Annotated in this window: 14 protein-coding genes and 1 riboswitch; of the genes, 13 read left to right on the top strand and 1 reads right to left on the bottom strand. The window is 67.6% G+C overall.

What is annotated here, in order from left to right:
• The first annotated feature begins 282 nt into the window (after positions 1 to 282).
• The 11 genes from kdpF (at position 283) to KDK82_RS16460 (ending at position 14,337) form a co-directional block, all read left to right on the top strand.
• On the top strand, positions 283 to 381 hold the full coding sequence (gene kdpF, locus KDK82_RS16510; RefSeq protein ID WP_034397326.1) for a K(+)-transporting ATPase subunit F: 99 nt from the start codon (positions 283 to 285) through the stop codon (positions 379 to 381).
• Positions 382 to 495: 114 nt separating this feature from the next.
• The gene (gene kdpA, locus KDK82_RS16505; RefSeq protein WP_088165639.1) at positions 496 to 2,202 is read left to right on the top strand and encodes a potassium-transporting ATPase subunit KdpA; all 1,707 of its coding nucleotides are present in this window, start codon (positions 496 to 498) and stop codon (positions 2,200 to 2,202) included.
• Between the two features lie 78 nt (positions 2,203 to 2,280).
• Complete coding sequence (gene kdpC / locus KDK82_RS16500; protein WP_088165638.1) at positions 2,281 to 3,015, top strand: K(+)-transporting ATPase subunit C; 735 nt, start codon at positions 2,281 to 2,283, stop codon at positions 3,013 to 3,015.
• A gap of 3 nt (positions 3,016 to 3,018) precedes the next feature.
• Positions 3,019 to 5,103 carry a potassium-transporting ATPase subunit KdpB gene (gene kdpB, locus KDK82_RS16495; RefSeq protein WP_013800441.1) on the top strand — a complete coding sequence of 695 codons (2,085 nt, stop codon included), beginning with the start codon at positions 3,019 to 3,021 and terminating at the stop codon, positions 5,101 to 5,103.
• An 83-nt stretch (positions 5,104 to 5,186) separates the two neighbouring features.
• Positions 5,187 to 6,050, top strand: coding sequence for a TorF family putative porin (locus KDK82_RS16490; RefSeq protein WP_088165637.1), 864 nt, complete (start codon positions 5,187 to 5,189; stop codon positions 6,048 to 6,050).
• 34 nt (positions 6,051 to 6,084) lie between these two features.
• Entirely contained in the window at positions 6,085 to 8,790 is a 2,706-nt protein-coding gene (locus KDK82_RS16485) for a sensor histidine kinase KdpD (protein WP_034397323.1), read from the top strand.
• Between the two features lie 26 nt (positions 8,791 to 8,816).
• Positions 8,817 to 9,560 carry a response regulator gene (locus tag KDK82_RS16480; protein WP_034397322.1) on the top strand — a complete coding sequence of 248 codons (744 nt, stop codon included), beginning with the start codon at positions 8,817 to 8,819 and terminating at the stop codon, positions 9,558 to 9,560.
• 7 nt (positions 9,561 to 9,567) lie between these two features.
• Positions 9,568 to 9,652, top strand: a riboswitch (S-adenosyl-L-homocysteine riboswitch).
• Positions 9,653 to 9,722: 70 nt separating this feature from the next.
• The gene (ahcY, locus tag KDK82_RS16475; protein ID WP_013800445.1) at positions 9,723 to 11,153 is read left to right on the top strand and encodes an adenosylhomocysteinase; all 1,431 of its coding nucleotides are present in this window, start codon (positions 9,723 to 9,725) and stop codon (positions 11,151 to 11,153) included.
• A gap of 157 nt (positions 11,154 to 11,310) precedes the next feature.
• Positions 11,311 to 12,498 carry a TlyA family RNA methyltransferase gene (locus KDK82_RS16470; RefSeq protein ID WP_088165636.1) on the top strand — a complete coding sequence of 396 codons (1,188 nt, stop codon included), beginning with the start codon at positions 11,311 to 11,313 and terminating at the stop codon, positions 12,496 to 12,498.
• A 22-nt stretch (positions 12,499 to 12,520) separates the two neighbouring features.
• Positions 12,521 to 13,348 (top strand): methylenetetrahydrofolate reductase [NAD(P)H], encoded by an 828-nt coding sequence (metF, locus tag KDK82_RS16465; RefSeq protein ID WP_034397320.1) that lies wholly within the window; start codon positions 12,521 to 12,523, stop codon positions 13,346 to 13,348.
• 77 nt (positions 13,349 to 13,425) lie between these two features.
• The gene (locus tag KDK82_RS16460) at positions 13,426 to 14,337 is read left to right on the top strand and encodes a septal ring lytic transglycosylase RlpA family protein (protein WP_088165635.1); all 912 of its coding nucleotides are present in this window, start codon (positions 13,426 to 13,428) and stop codon (positions 14,335 to 14,337) included.
• A 7-nt stretch (positions 14,338 to 14,344) separates the two neighbouring features.
• Here the strand turns inward: KDK82_RS16460 and KDK82_RS16455 are convergent, their stop codons facing one another.
• Positions 14,345 to 15,217, bottom strand: coding sequence for a 23S rRNA (adenine(2030)-N(6))-methyltransferase RlmJ (locus KDK82_RS16455; RefSeq protein WP_012207712.1), 873 nt, complete (start codon positions 15,215 to 15,217; stop codon positions 14,345 to 14,347).
• 248 nt (positions 15,218 to 15,465) lie between these two features.
• Between KDK82_RS16455 and rplM the strand changes: the two genes are divergently transcribed.
• Positions 15,466 to 15,894: a 50S ribosomal protein L13 gene (gene rplM, locus KDK82_RS16450; RefSeq protein ID WP_088165634.1), complete on the top strand. Its 429-nt coding sequence runs from the start codon at positions 15,466 to 15,468 to the stop codon at positions 15,892 to 15,894.
• Between the two features lie 10 nt (positions 15,895 to 15,904).
• Positions 15,905 to 16,297: a 30S ribosomal protein S9 gene (gene rpsI / locus KDK82_RS16445; RefSeq protein WP_012207710.1), complete on the top strand. Its 393-nt coding sequence runs from the start codon at positions 15,905 to 15,907 to the stop codon at positions 16,295 to 16,297.
• Positions 16,298 to 16,341 lie beyond the last annotated feature (44 nt).

Below are 16,341 nucleotides of genomic sequence, written 5' to 3'. Positions count from 1 at the left end.
GAAAGCGCAGAGGCAGGGCGGTGCCTGCCAGGAAAGGGAGACGTAATGTCTGTCGCGGGCGGCCATTGGGCATGGAGCCAAGCGAGGCCGCAAATGGCCGCCATTCTACTTTCGCACTGGAAATATCGGCGAACAGGGATGTAAGTCGTGCCCCTGGTTTCTTGATGCCGTCTTGATACGGCATGCCGCAATCTCAATCCGCTTTTGACAGCCCCGGCCCTAGAGTTTTCCCCATCGCAACAACAGGTGCCGCCAAGCGGTGCCGATGCGGGAGAAATTCCTATGACCCTGACCGAAATCACCGGATGGCTGGGCGCCTTGGGCGCTCTGGCTCTGTTTGTCTACCTGGGATACGCCTTGCTGCGGCCCGAACAGTTCTGAGGTGGCGCAGATGCAAGACCTGATCTTTATCGCCCTGAGCCTGGGCTGCTTCGGGGGCCTGCTGGCCTTCGTGGCGGCGCTGGGCCGGATTTGACTGCCTGAAAGGAGACCGCCATGTGGTTGACCTGGATGGAATATGCACTGGTGCTGCTGGTGATGACGGCGCTGGCCGTGCCCATGGGGCAGTGGCTGGCACGCTGCTTCACGAGTGAGCACCATGTCTGGATCGAGCGGCTGAGCTTTCGCGCCCTGGGCGTGAACCCGGCCGAGCGCATGGGCTGGCAGCGCTACGGGCTGGCGCTGCTGCTGTCCAACGGCGCCATGCTGCTGCTGGGCTATGCGCTGCTGCGCCTGCAGGGCTGGCTGCCGCTGAATGCGCTGGGCAATGCGGCGCAGACGCCGGACCTGGCCTTCAACACGGCCGCGTCCTTTGTGACCAATACCAACTGGCAGGCGTATTCGGGCGAGAGCAGCCTGTCCAACGCCACGCAGATGGTGGCCATCACCTTCATGATGTTTGCGGGTGCTATCACGGGCGTGGTCGCGGCCGCGGGCTTCATCCGCGGCCTGGCGCGCTCCAGTGCATCGGACCTGGGCAACTACTGGGTGGACTATGTGCGCGTGCTGTGGCGCGTGATGCTGCCGCTGAGCTTTGTGGTGGCCCTGGTCTATGTGTGGCAGGGCGTGCCGCAGACGCTGGATGGCCAGGCCTGGGCGACGACGCTGGAGGGCGCGCGCCAGCAGATCCTGCTGGGCCCCGTGGCCAGCCTGGAGAGCATCAAGCACATCGGCACCAACGGCGGCGGCTTCTTCGGCATGAACGCGGCCCATCCGTTCGAGAACCCCACGCCGCTGACCAATGCCATCCACATCCTGGGCATGCTGCTGATTCCCTCGGCGATGACCTATGCCTTTGGCTCCATGCTGCTGCGCCGCCGCCAGGGCTGGGTGCTGTTCGGCGCCTGCCTGGTGATGTTCGTGGGCTTTCTGGCGCTGGTGTTCACGGCCGAGCAGGCCGGCAATCCGCTGCTCACGGCCGCAGGTGCCGACCAGCAGATCAGCGCCACCCAGCCGGGCGGCAACATGGAGGGCAAGGAGCTGCGCTTCGGCATCGCCGATACGGCGCTGTTCGTGGCCACGACCACGGCCGCTACCACGGGCTCGGTCAATGCCATGCATGACTCGCTGACGCCGCTGGGCGGGCTGGTGCCGCTGGCGCAGATGATGCTCAACTGCGTGTTCGGCGGTGATGGCGTGGGCCTGATCAACCTGCTGCAGTACGCCATCCTCACGGTCTTCCTGGCCGGCATGATGATTGGCCGCACGCCCGAGTTCCTGGGCAAGAAGATCGAGGCGCGCGAGATCAAGCTGGTGATGCTGGCCGTGATGGCGCATCCCATCTCCGTCCTGGGCTTCACGGCGCTGGCGGCGGTCTGGCCCGACACGCTGGCCAGCCTGGCCAACCGGGGGCCGCATGGCTTCTCGGAAGTGCTCTATGCCTATGCCTCGGGCACGGCCAACAACGGCTCGGCCTTTGCGGGCCTGAATGCGAACACGCCGTTCTTCAACACCACCATCGGCCTGGCCATGCTGGCGGGCCGCTATCTGACGCTGCTGCCCATGCTGGCCCTGGCGGGCAGCCTGGCGGCCAAGCCCACCGTGCCTGCGGGGCCGGGCACCTTCCCGACGGCCACGCCGCTGTTCATGGGGCTGTTGGTCTTCGTGGTGGTCGTGGTCGGCGGGCTGACTTTCCTGCCTTCGCTGGCCCTGGGTCCCGTGGTCGAGCAGCTGCAGATGCTGTCAGGACAGGTCTACCCCTGAATCCCTGAGCCAGCTGAGCCCGTTTTTTTCTTGGCCGCCGGTTCTGCCTTGGCAGGGCCGTGCGGCGGAGGTTTCGAGATGCAAGTTCAAACACATACTTCCGGCCCCTTGCCGGTGCTGCGCGCTGATGCGCAGGCCCAAGCGCAGGCCGTTCCAGGCGGGCTGCGCTCGCTGTTCGGTCCCAGCCTGCGGTCGGCGCTGTTCGTCGCCGTGGTCACGGGCCTGGCCTATCCGCTGGTCACCACGCTCGTGGCCCAGGCCGCGTTTCCCAAGACCGCCAATGGCAGCCTGGTCATGCGTCAGGGCTCGGTCGTGGGCTCGGCCCTGATCGGGCAGGAGTTCGCCTCGCCGCGCTATTTCCAGGGCCGGCCCAGCGCCACCTCGGCGCCCGATCCCGACAAGGCCGATGCCACGGTGGCCGCGCCCTACAACGCTGCGCTGTCGGCTGCCACCAACCAGGGTCCGACCCATGCGGCGCTCAAGGAGTCCGTGGTGGCGCGCGTGGCGGCCTACCGCGAACTCAATGGCCTGACTGCAGATGCTGCGGTGCCTGTGGATGCCGTGACGGCCTCGGCCTCCGGCCTGGACCCGCACATCTCGGTGGCCAATGCCGAGCTGCAACTGCCGCGCGTGGCCCGCGAGCGCCAACTGCCCGTGGCCAAGGTCCAGGAACTGCTGCGCCAGCAGGTGGAGCCGCGCGTGCTGGGCCTGCTGGGCGAGCCGCGCGTGAACGTGCTGCAGATGAATCTGGCGCTGGACGATCTCTCGGCCGCGACGCTGCAGCCTGCGGCAGTCCATGCCGCCAAGGAGTAAGCCATGTCGCGCAAAACTGCTTTGTCCCTGTTCGATCCTTCGCTGGTGCGCCAGGCGCTGGGTGACTCCATCCGCAAGCTGGCACCCAGCGCGCAATGGCGCAACCCGGTGATGTTCGTGGTCTACCTGGGCGCCATCTTCACCAGCCTGCTCTGGGCTCAGGCCCTGGCGGGCGAAGGCGAAGCGCCTGCGGGCTTCATCCTGGCCATCGCGCTGTGGCTGTGGTTCACCGTGCTGTTCGCCAATTTTGCGGAGGCGCTGGCCGAGGGGCGCAGCCGTGCCCAGGCCGCCAGCCTGCGCAGCATGAAGCGCAGCACCGTCGCCAAGAAGCTGGAGCAGGCCAACTACCAGAGCCGCTGGCATCCCGTGGGTGCCGAAGAACTGCGTTCGGGCATGTGGGTGCTGGTTGAGGCCGGCGACACCGTGCCGCTGGATGGCACAGTGATCGAGGGCGTGGCCTCGGTGGACGAGAGCGCCATCACCGGCGAATCGGCCCCCGTGATCCGCGAGGCCGGTGGTGACTTCTCTTCCGTCACGGGCGGCACGCGCGTGCTGTCGGACTGGCTGGTGGTGCAGATCACCGTCAATCCCGGCGAGTCCTTCCTGGACCGCATGATCTCCATGGTGGAGTCGGCCCGCCGCCACAAGACGCCCAACGAGCTGGCGCTGACCATTTTGCTGGTCGGGCTGACGCTGCTGTTCCTGCTGGTCATCGTTACGCTGCGGCCCTATTCGTCCTTTGCGGTGGAGCTGACGGGCAGCGGGCAGGTCGTGGGACTGACGGTGCTGGTGGCGCTGCTGGTGTGCCTGATCCCGACCACCATCGGGGGCCTGCTGTCGGCCATTGGCGTGGCGGGCATGAGTCGCATGATGCAGGCCAACGTGATCGCCACCTCGGGCCGCGCCGTGGAGGCGGCCGGCGACGTGGACGTGCTGCTGCTGGACAAGACCGGCACCATCACGCTGGGCAACCGCCAGGCCAGCGAGTTCCTGCCCGCGCCCGGCGTGACGGCCGCGCAGCTGGTGGATGCGGCGCAGCTGGCCTCGCTGGCCGACGAGACGCCTGAAGGCCGCAGCGTGGTCGTGCTGGCCAAGGAGATGCATGGCCTGCGCGAGCGCGACCTGGCCACGCTGCATGCGGTCTTCGTGCCCTTCACGGCCCAGACGCGCATGAGCGGCGTGGACATGCCCCAGCCGGACGGCGCCACGCGCAGCCTGCGCAAGGGCGCGGCCGACGCCGTGCGCCGCCACGTTGAATCCCTGGGCGGCCAGTTCCCGCCCGCCATGCTCAAGGTGGTGGAGGATGTGTCACGGCGCGGCAGCACGCCGCTGGTCGTGGCCGACGGTGCCCGCGTGCTGGGCGTGATCGAGCTCAAGGACGTGGTCAAGCACGGCATACGCGAACGCTTTGCCGAGCTGCGCCGCATGGGCATCAAGACCGTGATGATCACGGGCGACAACCCGCTCACGGCGGCGGCCATTGCGGCCGAGGCCGGCGTGGACGACTACCTGGCCGAAGCCACGCCCGAGGACAAGCTGCGCCTGATCCGCGAACACCAAGCCGCCGGCCGGCTTGTGGCCATGACCGGCGACGGCACCAACGACGCACCTGCCCTGGCCCAGGCCGACGTGGCCGTGGCCATGAACAGCGGCACCCAGGCGGCCAAGGAAGCCGGCAACATGGTGGACCTGGACAGCAACCCGACCAAGCTCATCGAGGTCGTGGAGACCGGCAAGCAGATGCTGATGACGCGCGGCGCGCTGACCACCTTCAGCGTGGCCAACGACGTGGCCAAGTACTTCGCCATCATCCCGGCCGCCTTCGTGGGCACGTATCCGCAGCTGTCGGCGCTCAACGTCATGGGGCTGGCCAGCCCGGGCTCGGCCATCCTGAGTGCCGTGATCTTCAACGCGCTGATCATCATCGTGCTGATCCCGCTGGCCCTGCGCGGCGTGCCCTACCGTGCCATCGGTGCCTCGGCCCTGTTGCGGCGCAACCTGCTGATCTACGGCCTGGGTGGCCTGGTCGTTCCCTTCATCGGCATCAAGCTGATCGACATGCTGCTGGTGGCTCTGAACCTGGCGTGACCCTGTGCGGCCCGCCTGCCCGGCCGGGCAGGCCCCGCTTTGCTCTTCTCTTCAAGAAAACCAAGATGAAATCCGTTTCTTCCATGACGGCCGCTTGTGCCGTCCCCCATTTCTCCCTGGCCGCACTGCTGTCGCTGGCGGCCGCATCCTGCCATGCGCAGGCCGAGACCTCCCCCGTCAGCGCTGCCAGCGCCGCTGCCCAGGAATCGCCCGCACCCGCCTACGCCCTCACCGGCAGCGTGACGCTGCTCAGCGACTACCGTTTCCGGGGCATCTCGCAAAGCTGGATGGGGCCGGCGCTGCAGGGCGGGCTGGAGCTGTCGCTGCCGCGGGGCGCCTACCTGGGCGTGTCCGGCTCCAGCGTGTCGCGCCACAGCTATCTGGATGGCCGCGCGCTGGAGCTGGACCTGTACGGCGGCTGGCGCACCGAATTGCCGGCGGGCTGGACGGGTGACATCGGCCTGCTGCACTACAACTACCCCGGCGCGCGCGTGCCCCGGGGCGATGGCAGCGGCGGCGTGCGCTACGACACCACCGAGGCCTATCTGGGCGTCACCAACGGCGGCTTCAGCGCCAAATGGTCGCTGGCGCTGACGCCTTACTTCGGGCTGCGCGACAGCACGGCGGCCACGGCCTTTGCCGAGGCACTTCCCGGCAGCGGCAGCTCACGCGGCAGCAGCTATCTGGACCTGAACTACCAGCATCCGCTGGGCGACTGGGCGGTGCTGGGCCTGCATGCCGGCCACACGCAGGTTCGCAACTACAGCGAACTGTCATATGCCGACTGGCGCGTCTCGCTGGCCCGCAGCTGGGGCCCATGGACGGCCACGCTGGCCTGGGCCGGCACCTCGGCCGACACGCGCTACTACCGCGCGGCCAACGCGGCGGGCCAGATGCAAAGCCTGGGCCGCAGCGGCTGGGTGCTGTCGCTGTCGGCGGCGTTCTAGTGTGGGAGCACGCTCTGGTGCTAGGCTGAGAACCATGCCCATTTCGTCCTCTGCCGAGCCGGCGCCGCCCGGTCTGCCGCGCCCCGATCCCGACGCCCTGGTCGCGCGCCTGCGCCATGAGCGGGCGCAGGAGGGACGGGGCAAGCTGCGCATCTACTTCGGATCGAATGCAGGCGTGGGCAAGACCTACGCCATGCTGGCCGCCGCCCAGCGCGAACGCCAGGGGGGCCGCGAGGTTCTGGTGGGACTCGTGGAAACCCATGGCCGCAAGGAAACGGCGCAGCAGCTGCATGGCCTGGAGCAACTGCCGCTGCGCGAGCTGCCGCACCAGGGGCGGACGCTGCGCGAGTTCGACCTGGATGCGGCGCTCGCGCGGCGGCCGCGCGTGCTGCTGCTCGATGAACTGGCGCACAGCAATGCGCCGGGTTCGCGCCATCCCAAGCGCTGGCAGGACGTGCAGGAGCTGCTGGACGCAGGCATCGATGTCTGGACCACGATCAACGTGCAGCACCTGGAAAGCCTGAACGACGTGGTGGGCGGCATCGTGGGCATCACGGTGCGCGAGACCGTGCCCGACCAGATCTTCGACGATGCCGACGAGGTCATCGTCGTCGACATCTCGCCCGACGAACTGCTGCGCCGGTTGAAGGACGGCAAGGTCTACATGCTGGAGCAGGCCGAGCGGGCCTCACGCAACTTCTTCAGGCGCGGCAACCTGCTGGCGCTGCGCGAACTGGCGCTGCGCCGCACGGCCGACCGCGTGGACGAGGACATGCGCGACTACCGGCGCGAACGCTCCATAGGCACGGTCTGGCCTGCGCGTGAGCGCCTGCTGGTGGCCGTGGCAGGACACGCGGGCGACGACGCCCTGGTGCGCCAGGTCGCGCGCATGGCGCGCCGGCTCGATGCGGACTGGATGGTGGTCTACGTGGACGCGCCCCAGCGCCAGCACCGCCCACGCAGCGTGCAGGCCGCCGTGCTCAAGACCCTGGCCCTGGCCGCGCGCCTGGGCGCCGAGACGGCCACGCTGCCGGGCGCCGATGTGGCCGAGGCCCTGGTCGCCTTCGCGCGCGAGCGCAACGCCAGCCGCCTGGTGCTGGCCCAGCCGCCGCGCCCGGCATGGTCGCCCTGGCGCTGGTGGGGCCGCAGCCTGCCCGACCGCATCGTCCAGCTGCATCCCGACATCGACGTGCTGGTGCTCTCCGGGGGATCCAGCGCGGCCCGGACCGAGGCCGCGCCTGCCGCACCGCTGCGGCGCAGGCCGCTGCCCTGGAAGGGCTATGCCGGCGTGACCCTGGCCTGCTTGACCGCCACGGTGCTGGCCGAGCAACTGCTGCGCATCTTCGACCCGGCCAACGTGGTGATGCTGTTCCTGCTCATCGTCGTGCTGTCTTCGTTGCGCTGGGGGCGTGGCCCGGGCGCCTGGGCGGCGCTGCTGTCGGTACTGTGCTTCGACTTTTTCTTCGTGCCTCCGCGCGGATCCTTCCATGTCAACGACACGCAGTACCTGTTCACCTTCGTGCTGATGCTGGGCGTGGCCCTGGTCTGCGGCCAGCTCATGGCGCGGCTGCGCCACGAGGCGCGCGTGGCGGCCGAGCGCGAGCGGCGCGCGGGCGCCCTGGCGCGGCTGGCGCGCGACCTTTCGGGCGCGCTCACGCAGGAGCAGGTGGTGGAGATTGCGCTGAGCACGGTCTCGGGCGTGTTCGACGCCCAGGCCGGGCTGCTGCTGCCCGATGCCGACGAGCGCCTGCGCCCCGCCGGCGGCGGCTCCTGCCCCATGGACGACAGCATTGCGCGCTGGGCCATGGACCATGGCCAGCAGGCCGGCCAGGGCACGGACACGCTGCCGGCCGCACCGGCCCGCTATGTGCCGCTGGCCGCACCCGTGCGCATGCGCGGCGTGCTGGTGCTGCAACTGCGTGCGCCGCAGCGCCTGGAGGTGCCCGAGGAGCAGCGCCTGCTGGAGGCCTGTGCCAGCCAGGTGGCGCTGGCGCTGGAGCGCCAGCACTTCGTGGCCGTGGCCCAGCAGACCCAGATCGCCATGGAGGGCGAGCGCATGCGCAACACCCTGCTGTCGGCCGTCTCGCACGACCTGCGCACCCCGCTGACCACCATCCTGGGCGCGGCCGAGGCCGCGCAGCGCCATGTGCCGCCGGGCGGCGCGGCCGACATGCTGGAGCAGGTCCGCATCCAGGCGCAGGCCATGCAGCGCCTGGTGGAGAACCTGCTGGACATGGCGCGCCTGCAGCAAGGCGGCGTGCACCTGCAGCGCGAATGGCTGCCGCTGGATGAAGTGGTGGGCAGCGCGCTGCGCCAGATGCGCGCGCGCCTGGGCCAGCATCCCGTGAGCACCGACGTGCCCGCCAGCCTGCCGCTGCTGCAGCTCGATGCCCTGCTCATGGAGCGCGTGCTGGTCAACCTGCTGGACAACGCCGCCAAGTACACGCCGGCCGGCACGCCGCTGGCCATCAGTGCGCGTGTGCAGGACGGCGAACTGCTGCTGTCCGTGCGCGATGGCGGGCCGGGCCTGCCATCTCACCTGCCGGTGGAGACGCTGTTCGAGCCCTTCACGCGCGGCACGGCCGAGTCCACCGTCTCGGGCATCGGCCTGGGCCTGGCGCTGGTGCGCAGCATCGTCGAGGCGCATGGCGGGCGCATCGAGGCTGCCGCCGCGCGGCCCGGCCCGGGCACCATCTTCACGCTGCGCTTTCCCGTGCCCGAGCAGCCTGCGCTGGATTAGAGTCCCGCCATGCACGAAAGCACCCCATGAGCACGCCCGCCAACCGCATCCTGATGATCGAGGACGACCCCGGCATCCGCCGCTTCGTGCGCCTGGTGCTGGAAGACGAAGGCTGGCAGGTCTTCGAGGCTGACAGCGCGCGCCGTGGCCTGATCGAGGCGGCGAGCCGCCAGCCCGACCTGGTCATCCTCGACCTGGGCCTGCCCGACGCCGATGGCAAGCAGGTCCTGACCGAGCTGCGCGGGTGGTCCTCCGTGCCAGTGCTCGTGCTCTCCGCGCGCGAGCGTGAGGACGAGAAGGTGGCCGCATTGGATGCCGGTGCCGACGACTACCTGGTCAAGCCCTTCGGCGTGCCCGAGCTGCTGGCCCGGCTGCGCGTTATGCTGCGCCGCCGCCAGCAGCTGGGCGCCGCCGGTGGGGCGGGCGGCACCGCCGCGTCCAGCAAGGTGCACTTCGGCCCGGTGCAAGTGGACCTGGCCACGCATGAGGTGCGGCGCGCGGGGCAGCCGGTGCACCTCACGCCCATCGAATTCCGCCTGCTGGCGGCGCTGATCGCCGCCCAGGGCCGTGTGATGACCCACCGCCAGCTGCTGCTGCAGGTCTGGGGCCCCGAGTACCTGAGCCGCGCCCACTACCTGCGCGTGCACATGGCCAATCTGCGCCAGAAGATCGAGGACGAGCCGGCCCAGCCGCGCCACCTGGTGACCGAGCTGCAGGTGGGCTACCGGCTTGTGGGGCTGGGCGGTGAGGCATCCCCGGGATCGGTATAATCGGCGCCTCTCCGAGGAGCGTTGCAGCGGCCCCCACACATCAGGCGTGGTCGCGAGGCTCGGAGTCATACCTGCAACGACGCTCGCCCACGCTTTCTGTGCGGTGAGCTTTTTTTCGTCTCCCGCAGAACGTGGTTTTTCATTCATCTTTTGGAGAAAACCATGAACGCTGCTGTTCGTCCCGTTTCCGCCGACACGGCCATCGCTGACATTTCCCTCGCTGCCTGGGGCCGCAAGGAAATCTTGATCGCCGAAACCGAAATGCCCGGCCTGATGGCCACGCGCGAGGAATTCGCCGCTGCCCAGCCCCTCAAGGGCGCGCGCATCACCGGCTCGCTGCACATGACCATCCAGACGGCCGTGCTGATCGAGACGCTCAAGGCCCTGGGCGCCGAAGTGCGCTGGGCGTCGTGCAACATCTTCTCGACGCAGGACCACGCTGCTGCCGCCATCGCGGAAACCGGCACGCCCGTGTTCGCCATCAAGGGTGAATCGCTGGCCGACTACTGGGACTACACCCACCGCATCTTTGAATTCGGCGCCGCCGGCACCGAAGGCGAAGGCCCCAACATGATCCTGGACGACGGCGGCGACGCCACCATGCTGCTGCACCTGGGCATGCGTGCCGAAAAGGATCTGTCCGTGCTGGACAACCCCGCCTCCGAAGAAGAGAAGATCGCCTTCGCCGCCATCCGCGCCAAGCTGGCCCAGGACCCCACCTGGTACACGCGCAAGAGCGCCCACATCATCGGCGTGACCGAAGAGACCACGACCGGCGTGCACCGCCTCAACGAGATGTCGGCCAAGGGCACGCTGAAGTTCCGTGCCATCAACGTCAACGACTCGGTCACCAAGAGCAAGTTCGACAACCTCTACGGCTGCCGCGAATCGCTGGTGGACGGCATCAAGCGCGCCACCGACGTGATGATCGCCGGCAAGGTTGCCGTGGTGGCCGGCTACGGCGACGTGGGCAAGGGCTGCGCCCAGGCGCTGCGCGCGCTGTCGGCCCAGGTCTGGGTCACCGAGATCGATCCCATCAACGCCCTGCAGGCGGCCATGGAAGGCTACAAGGTCGTGACCATGGAATGGGCCGCAGACAAGGCCGACATCTTCGTGACCACCACCGGCAACCGCGACATCATCCGCCACGAGCACATGGTGGCCATGAAGAACGAAGCCATCGTCTGCAACATCGGCCACTTCGACAACGAAATCGACGTCGCCTCCATCGAGCAGTACCAGTGGGAAGAGATCAAGCCCCAGGTGGACCACATCACCTTCCCTGACGGCAAGAAGATCATCCTGCTGGCCAAGGGCCGCCTGGTGAACCTGGGTTGCGCCACCGGCCACCCCAGCTTCGTGATGAGCGCCTCGTTCGCCAACCAGACCATCGCCCAGATCGAGCTGTTCACCAAGCCCGATGCCTACGAGGTCGGCAAGGTCTACGTGCTGCCCAAGATCCTGGACGAGAAGGTTGCCCGCCTGCACCTGAAGAAGGTCGGCGCCATGCTGACCGAGCTGACGGACGGCCAGGCTGCCTATATCGGTGTGAGCAAGCAGGGCCCCTACAAGCCCGAAACTTATCGCTACTAAGCACCCCCTGAGCGGCTTGCGCCGCTTCCCCCTCTCTACCCGCTTCGCGGGGGAGGGGGACGACGCCCTCGCTGCGGGGCGGCCCTTGCTTGGCGTCCCTGAGTTGGGTCGCGCCGGTTTCGGGCATTAGTCAACTGAGATTTCCTGGAGCGACGCTATGCGCGCAGATGTATTTTTGGTGGAAGCCGGCCATGCGGCCACGCGCTCGCAGGCGCAGCGGCTGATTGCGGGTGGCGTGCAATGGCGCATGACGCCGCTGACGCCTTGGAAGAAGGTTGCCAAGAACGGTGACGAGATTCCTGCGGGTGCCGAGCTGCAGTTGCTGGACGGGGCCGAGGCCCGGTTCATCTCGCGCGGCGGGCTGAAGCTGGAAGGCGCGCTGGCGGCCACCAAGCTGTCGGTGGACGGCCTGCGCTGCCTGGACGTGGGCCAAAGCACGGGCGGTTTCACCGACTGCCTGCTGCAGGCGGGTGCCGCCCAGGTCATCGGCGTGGATGTGGGCCATGGCCAGTTGCATGACCGGCTGCGCTCGGATGTGCGTGTGATCTGCGTCGAGGGTGTCAACGCCCGCGCGGTGACGGCCGAGGGCCTGCAGGAGTCCTGCGAGGAAGTGCTGTCCGAACGCTGGGAAGAAGATCCCGACGACAACGACACCCAGCCCGTGGCGCCCTATGCCTGGATGCGCAACGGCGGTCTGGTCGATGAAGACTACGACGACAGCGACGACGCCAAGGAAAAAGAGATCGAGGCCTTCAAGGCCGAGCGCGCGGCCAAGGGCAAGGCCCGGGAAGAAGGCACGGTGGCCACGCAGCGCCGCCGCCGCGCCGAGTTTGCCGACGTGGACATCACGCCGCAGTTCGACTTCGTCACGGGCGATCTGTCCTTCATCTCTCTGACCCTGGTGCTGCCGGCCGTCACGCGCCTGCTCAAGCCGCACGGCCAGCTGCTGATGCTGGTCAAGCCGCAGTTCGAACTGCAGCCGGGCCAGGTCGGCAAGGGCGGCATCGTGCGCGACGCAGCCTTGTTCACCGAGGTGGAGCAGCGCATCCGCAACTGCCTGGGCGAGCTGGGCCTGGAGGTCAAGGGCTGGATGGAGTCGGCCATCGAAGGCGGTGACGGCAACCGCGAATTCTTCGTGCATGCCCAGCAGGCGGCCGTGGTGAAGGAGCCTGCACAGCCTGAAACGCAGGACGACGACGAGCCCCGTTCGGCCGTGAAAACCGCGCCTAAGCGCGTGTCCCGCACCGTGCTGCGCGAGCAGCGCAACGAGCGTGTGATCGACACCAGCACCGAGTTCGGCGTGCCTGGACCGGGGCGCGCCAAGCTGCGCAAACGCAACGAATGAAACACTGAGCAGTGAGTCTTACATGAGCTTTCCGATCAGCTTCGAATTCTTCCCGACCAAGACGCCCGAAGGCGCGGCCAAGCATGTGCAGGTGCGCAAGAACCTCTATGCGCGCAAGCCCCAGTTCTGCTCCGTCACCTATGGCGCGGGCGGCTCCACGCAGGCCGGCACCTTCAACATGGTGCGTGACATCCAGAGCGAAGGCGTCAGCGCGGCATCGCATTTCTCCTGCGTGGGCGCCACGCACGACAAGGTGCGTGCCGAGCTGCAGGAGCTCAAGGCCATGGGCGTGCGCCGCATCGTTGCGCTGCGCGGCGACCTGCCCAGCGGCTATGGCCTGGGCGGTGAATTCCAGTACGCCAGCGACCTCGTGGAATTCATACGCCGCGAGTTCGGCGACTGGTTCCACATCGAGGTGGCAGCCTATCCCGAGGTCCACCCGCAGGCGAAATCCCCACATTCCGATCTGGAAGCGTTTGCGGCTAAAGTGCGCGCTGGCGCGGATTCCGCGATCACCCAATATTTCTACAATGCCGACGCCTACTGCCGTTTCGTTGATGCGGCGCGCGGCATGGGGCTTGATGCACCGGTTGTTCCCGGCATCATGCCCATCACCAGCTCTACGCAGCTGATGCGCTTCTCGGACGCCTGCGGCGCCGAGATCCCGCGCTGGATCCGCCTGCGTCTGCAGGCTTACGGAGATGACACGGCGTCCATTCGCGCCTTCGGCCTCGATGTCGTGTCCCGTCTATGCGAGCAGTTGCGCAGCCAGGGCGCTCCCGGGCTGCACTTCTATACGATGAACCAGAGCGTCGCCACGCTGGAAATCTGCGATCGATTGGGCCTTTGAGCGCGCAGCCACTGCGCCGGCCCCGGGCGGCCCTCTGAACTTGGGAATGGTCAGGCGTTCCCTGGAGGTTTTTGCCCATGGATCGTAGTTTTCGACGCCTGCACTGGCGCTGGCTGGCCATGTGTGCCATCACCGCCACCCTGGCTGGCTGCGCACCGGCTCCCGTGGCCGAAACCGATGCCGAGTCCGGCGCCCTGATGGCCGGTTCTGCAGGTTCGGCAGGTGCCGAGGCCATGGCTGAAGGCCAGACGCCTGCGGCCGTTCCCTCCGCAGGCAAGCGCAGCAGCCGCGCCTCGCGGGCCACGCCGCCTGCCAGCAGATCCGCGGATGCCAGGCCCTCCGAACCGGCTTCGCCCGAAGAGAGCGCCGACACTCCCTCCAATCCCGATTTCGCCCTCGTCCCCTCGCGTGATAGCGACCAGCAAGGCCTGGCTTCCTGGTATGGCCCGGGCCTGCATGGCCGGCTGACGGCCAGCGGCGAACGTTTCGACAAGGAAGAGTTGACGGCTGCGCACCGCAGCTTCGCCTTCGGCAGCCGTGTCTGCGTGCGCAGCGCCGCGACAGGCAGGACGGTGGTGGTGCGCATCAATGACCGGGGGCCGTTTGCGCCCGGCCGCGTGATCGACCTGAGCCAGGCTGCTGCGCAGGAGCTGGGCATGGTCGGCCTGGGCATCAAGCCCGTGGAGCTGTGGCAGCTCGACGAAGGCGAGGAAGAATGCCCCGAAACCCTGGTCACGGCTAGGAAGGCAGAGTCCCTCAAGAAGACTCAGCAGGCCAAGGCACAGACACAAACGCAGGCGCGGACCCGGGTTCAGGCAAAGGCCCCGGTCCGGCCGCGCGTGCAGGCCAAGGCGCCCGCACCCAGGCCCAATGCACGCACGGCCGTGGCCAGCCGTGCCGCCCCTGCCGCCAGGCCGGTGGCGAAGGCCGCTGCGCCCGCCGCAGCCTCGGCCACGGCAGTGGCCTCTGCGGCGTCGAGCTCGCGCTGAAACGGGCTCAGCCGCCGGATTCGAGCGTGAAGGCCGCGTTCTCGTCCTGACCGAGCAGCTTGACCAGCTGCGGCATGGCCGGCTTGAGCTGTTCCTTGAGATTGAACGGCGGATTGATCAGGAACATGCCGCTGGCCGGCAGGCCGCCGCGCTCCGACGTCTTGTTGCTCTTGACCGTGAGCTCCACGTGCAGCCAGCTCTTGCCGGCCTTGGTGGTCATGGTCTTCAGGCGGCGCGGCAGATCGTGCGCCTCGGGGCGCGGGATGATCGGATACCAGACCGCATAGGTGCCTGTGGCAAAGCGCTTGAGGCTGTCGGCCGCCATGTCCAGCACCTTGGCGTAGTCGCTCTTGAGCTCGTAGCTGGGGTCGCACAGCACCAGGGCGCGGCGCGACGGTGGCGGCAGGAATTTCTTGATGCCCTCGAAGCCGTCCTCGTGCAGCACGGCCACCTGGCGGCCCGCTTCGAGCTGGGCAATGTTGCCCACCAGCGAGCGCATGTCGGTGGGATGCAGCTCGAAGACCTTGAGCTTGTCGCGCTCCTGCACGCGCAGCAGGGACTGGATGATGAAGGGCGAGCCCGGGTAGTTGCGCAGCTGCGCGCCCTGGTTGAAGGAGCGCACCGTGGCCAGGTAGGCCTGCAGCACCGGGGCCAGCTCGGCCTCCTTGGCCTGGGCCAGGCGCATGATGCCGTCGGCGGACTCGCCGCTCTTGTTGGCGTAGTCGCCGTCCAGTCGGTACAGGCCGGCGCCGGCGTGCGTGTCCAGCACCGTGAGGGCGGCATCCTTCTGGAGGAGGTATTGCAGGGTGGCGATCAGCACGGTGTGCTTGAGCACATCGGCATGGTTGCCTGCATGGAAGGCGTGGCGGTAACTGAACATAGGCGTATGGTAACCAGCCGCGCTGCCGGGTGGTTGTCCGTGGCGGCTGAAGGATGGGGGCCGGCGCTGAAGCCAGGGCGGTGCAAGGGGGGGATGGCGAAGACCTGCCGTTTTTGTATAATGGAGGGCTTCGCAGCGATTTTAGGGTCCCGCGGCGAAGTTTACATCCCCGCCTAAGAGGCTTCCTTTTTGAAGAAGCGCCGACCGCGGAAAAGGGCCCGCCAAACCTTTCTTGAAAGAGAAAACTCATGGCTACATTCAGCGCAAAGCCCGCTGAGGTGCAACACGAGTGGTTTGTGATTGACGCCACCGATAAGGTGCTCGGACGTGTCGCCAGCGAAGTGGCACTCCGTCTGCGCGGCAAGCACAAAGCCATTTACACACCTCACGTTGACACCGGCGATTTCATCGTCATCATCAACGCCTCCAAGCTCAAGGTCACCGGCACCAAGAACCTGGACAAGGTGTACTACCGCCACTCTGGTTTCCCCGGCGGCATCACTGCCACCAACTTCCGCGACATGCAGGCCAAGTTCCCCGGCCGTGCTCTGGAAAAGGCCGTCAAGGGCATGCTGCCCAAGGGTCCCCTGGGCTACGCAATGATCAAGAAGCTCAAGGTGTACGGCGGTGCTGAGCATCCCCACACCGCCCAGCAGCCCAAGGCTCTGGAAATCTAAGGAGACCTAGATGATTGGTGATTGGAACAATGGCACCGGCCGTCGCAAATCCAGCGTCGCGCGCGTGTTCCTGAAGAAGGGCTCCGGCAAGATTACCGTGAATGGCAAGGACATTCAGGAATACTTCGGCCGCGAAACCTCGATCATGATCGCAAAGCAGCCCCTGGCTCTGACGAGCAACCTGGAAGCTTTCGACATTCAAGTGAACGTCCACGGTGGTGGTGAATCCGGCCAGGCCGGCGCTACCCGCCACGGCATCACCCGCGCCCTGATCGACTATGACGCAGCGCTCAAGCCCGTCCTGAGCCAAGCCGGCTTCGTGACGCGTGACGCTCGTGAAGTCGAACGTAAGAAGGTCGGCCTGCGCTCCGCACGCCGCGCCAAGCAGTTCTCCAAGCGTTAATCCGCTGGCACTGCAGGAAAGTCCCCCGGGGCTTTCCCCAGAAA

This window comes from Delftia sp. K82 (assembly GCF_002193035.1).
In the GTDB taxonomy this organism is placed as follows: domain Bacteria; phylum Pseudomonadota; class Gammaproteobacteria; order Burkholderiales; family Burkholderiaceae_C; genus Comamonas; species Comamonas acidovorans.
Note: the sequence above shows the minus strand (reverse complement) of the source record. Positions and strands in the feature narration are given on the sequence as shown.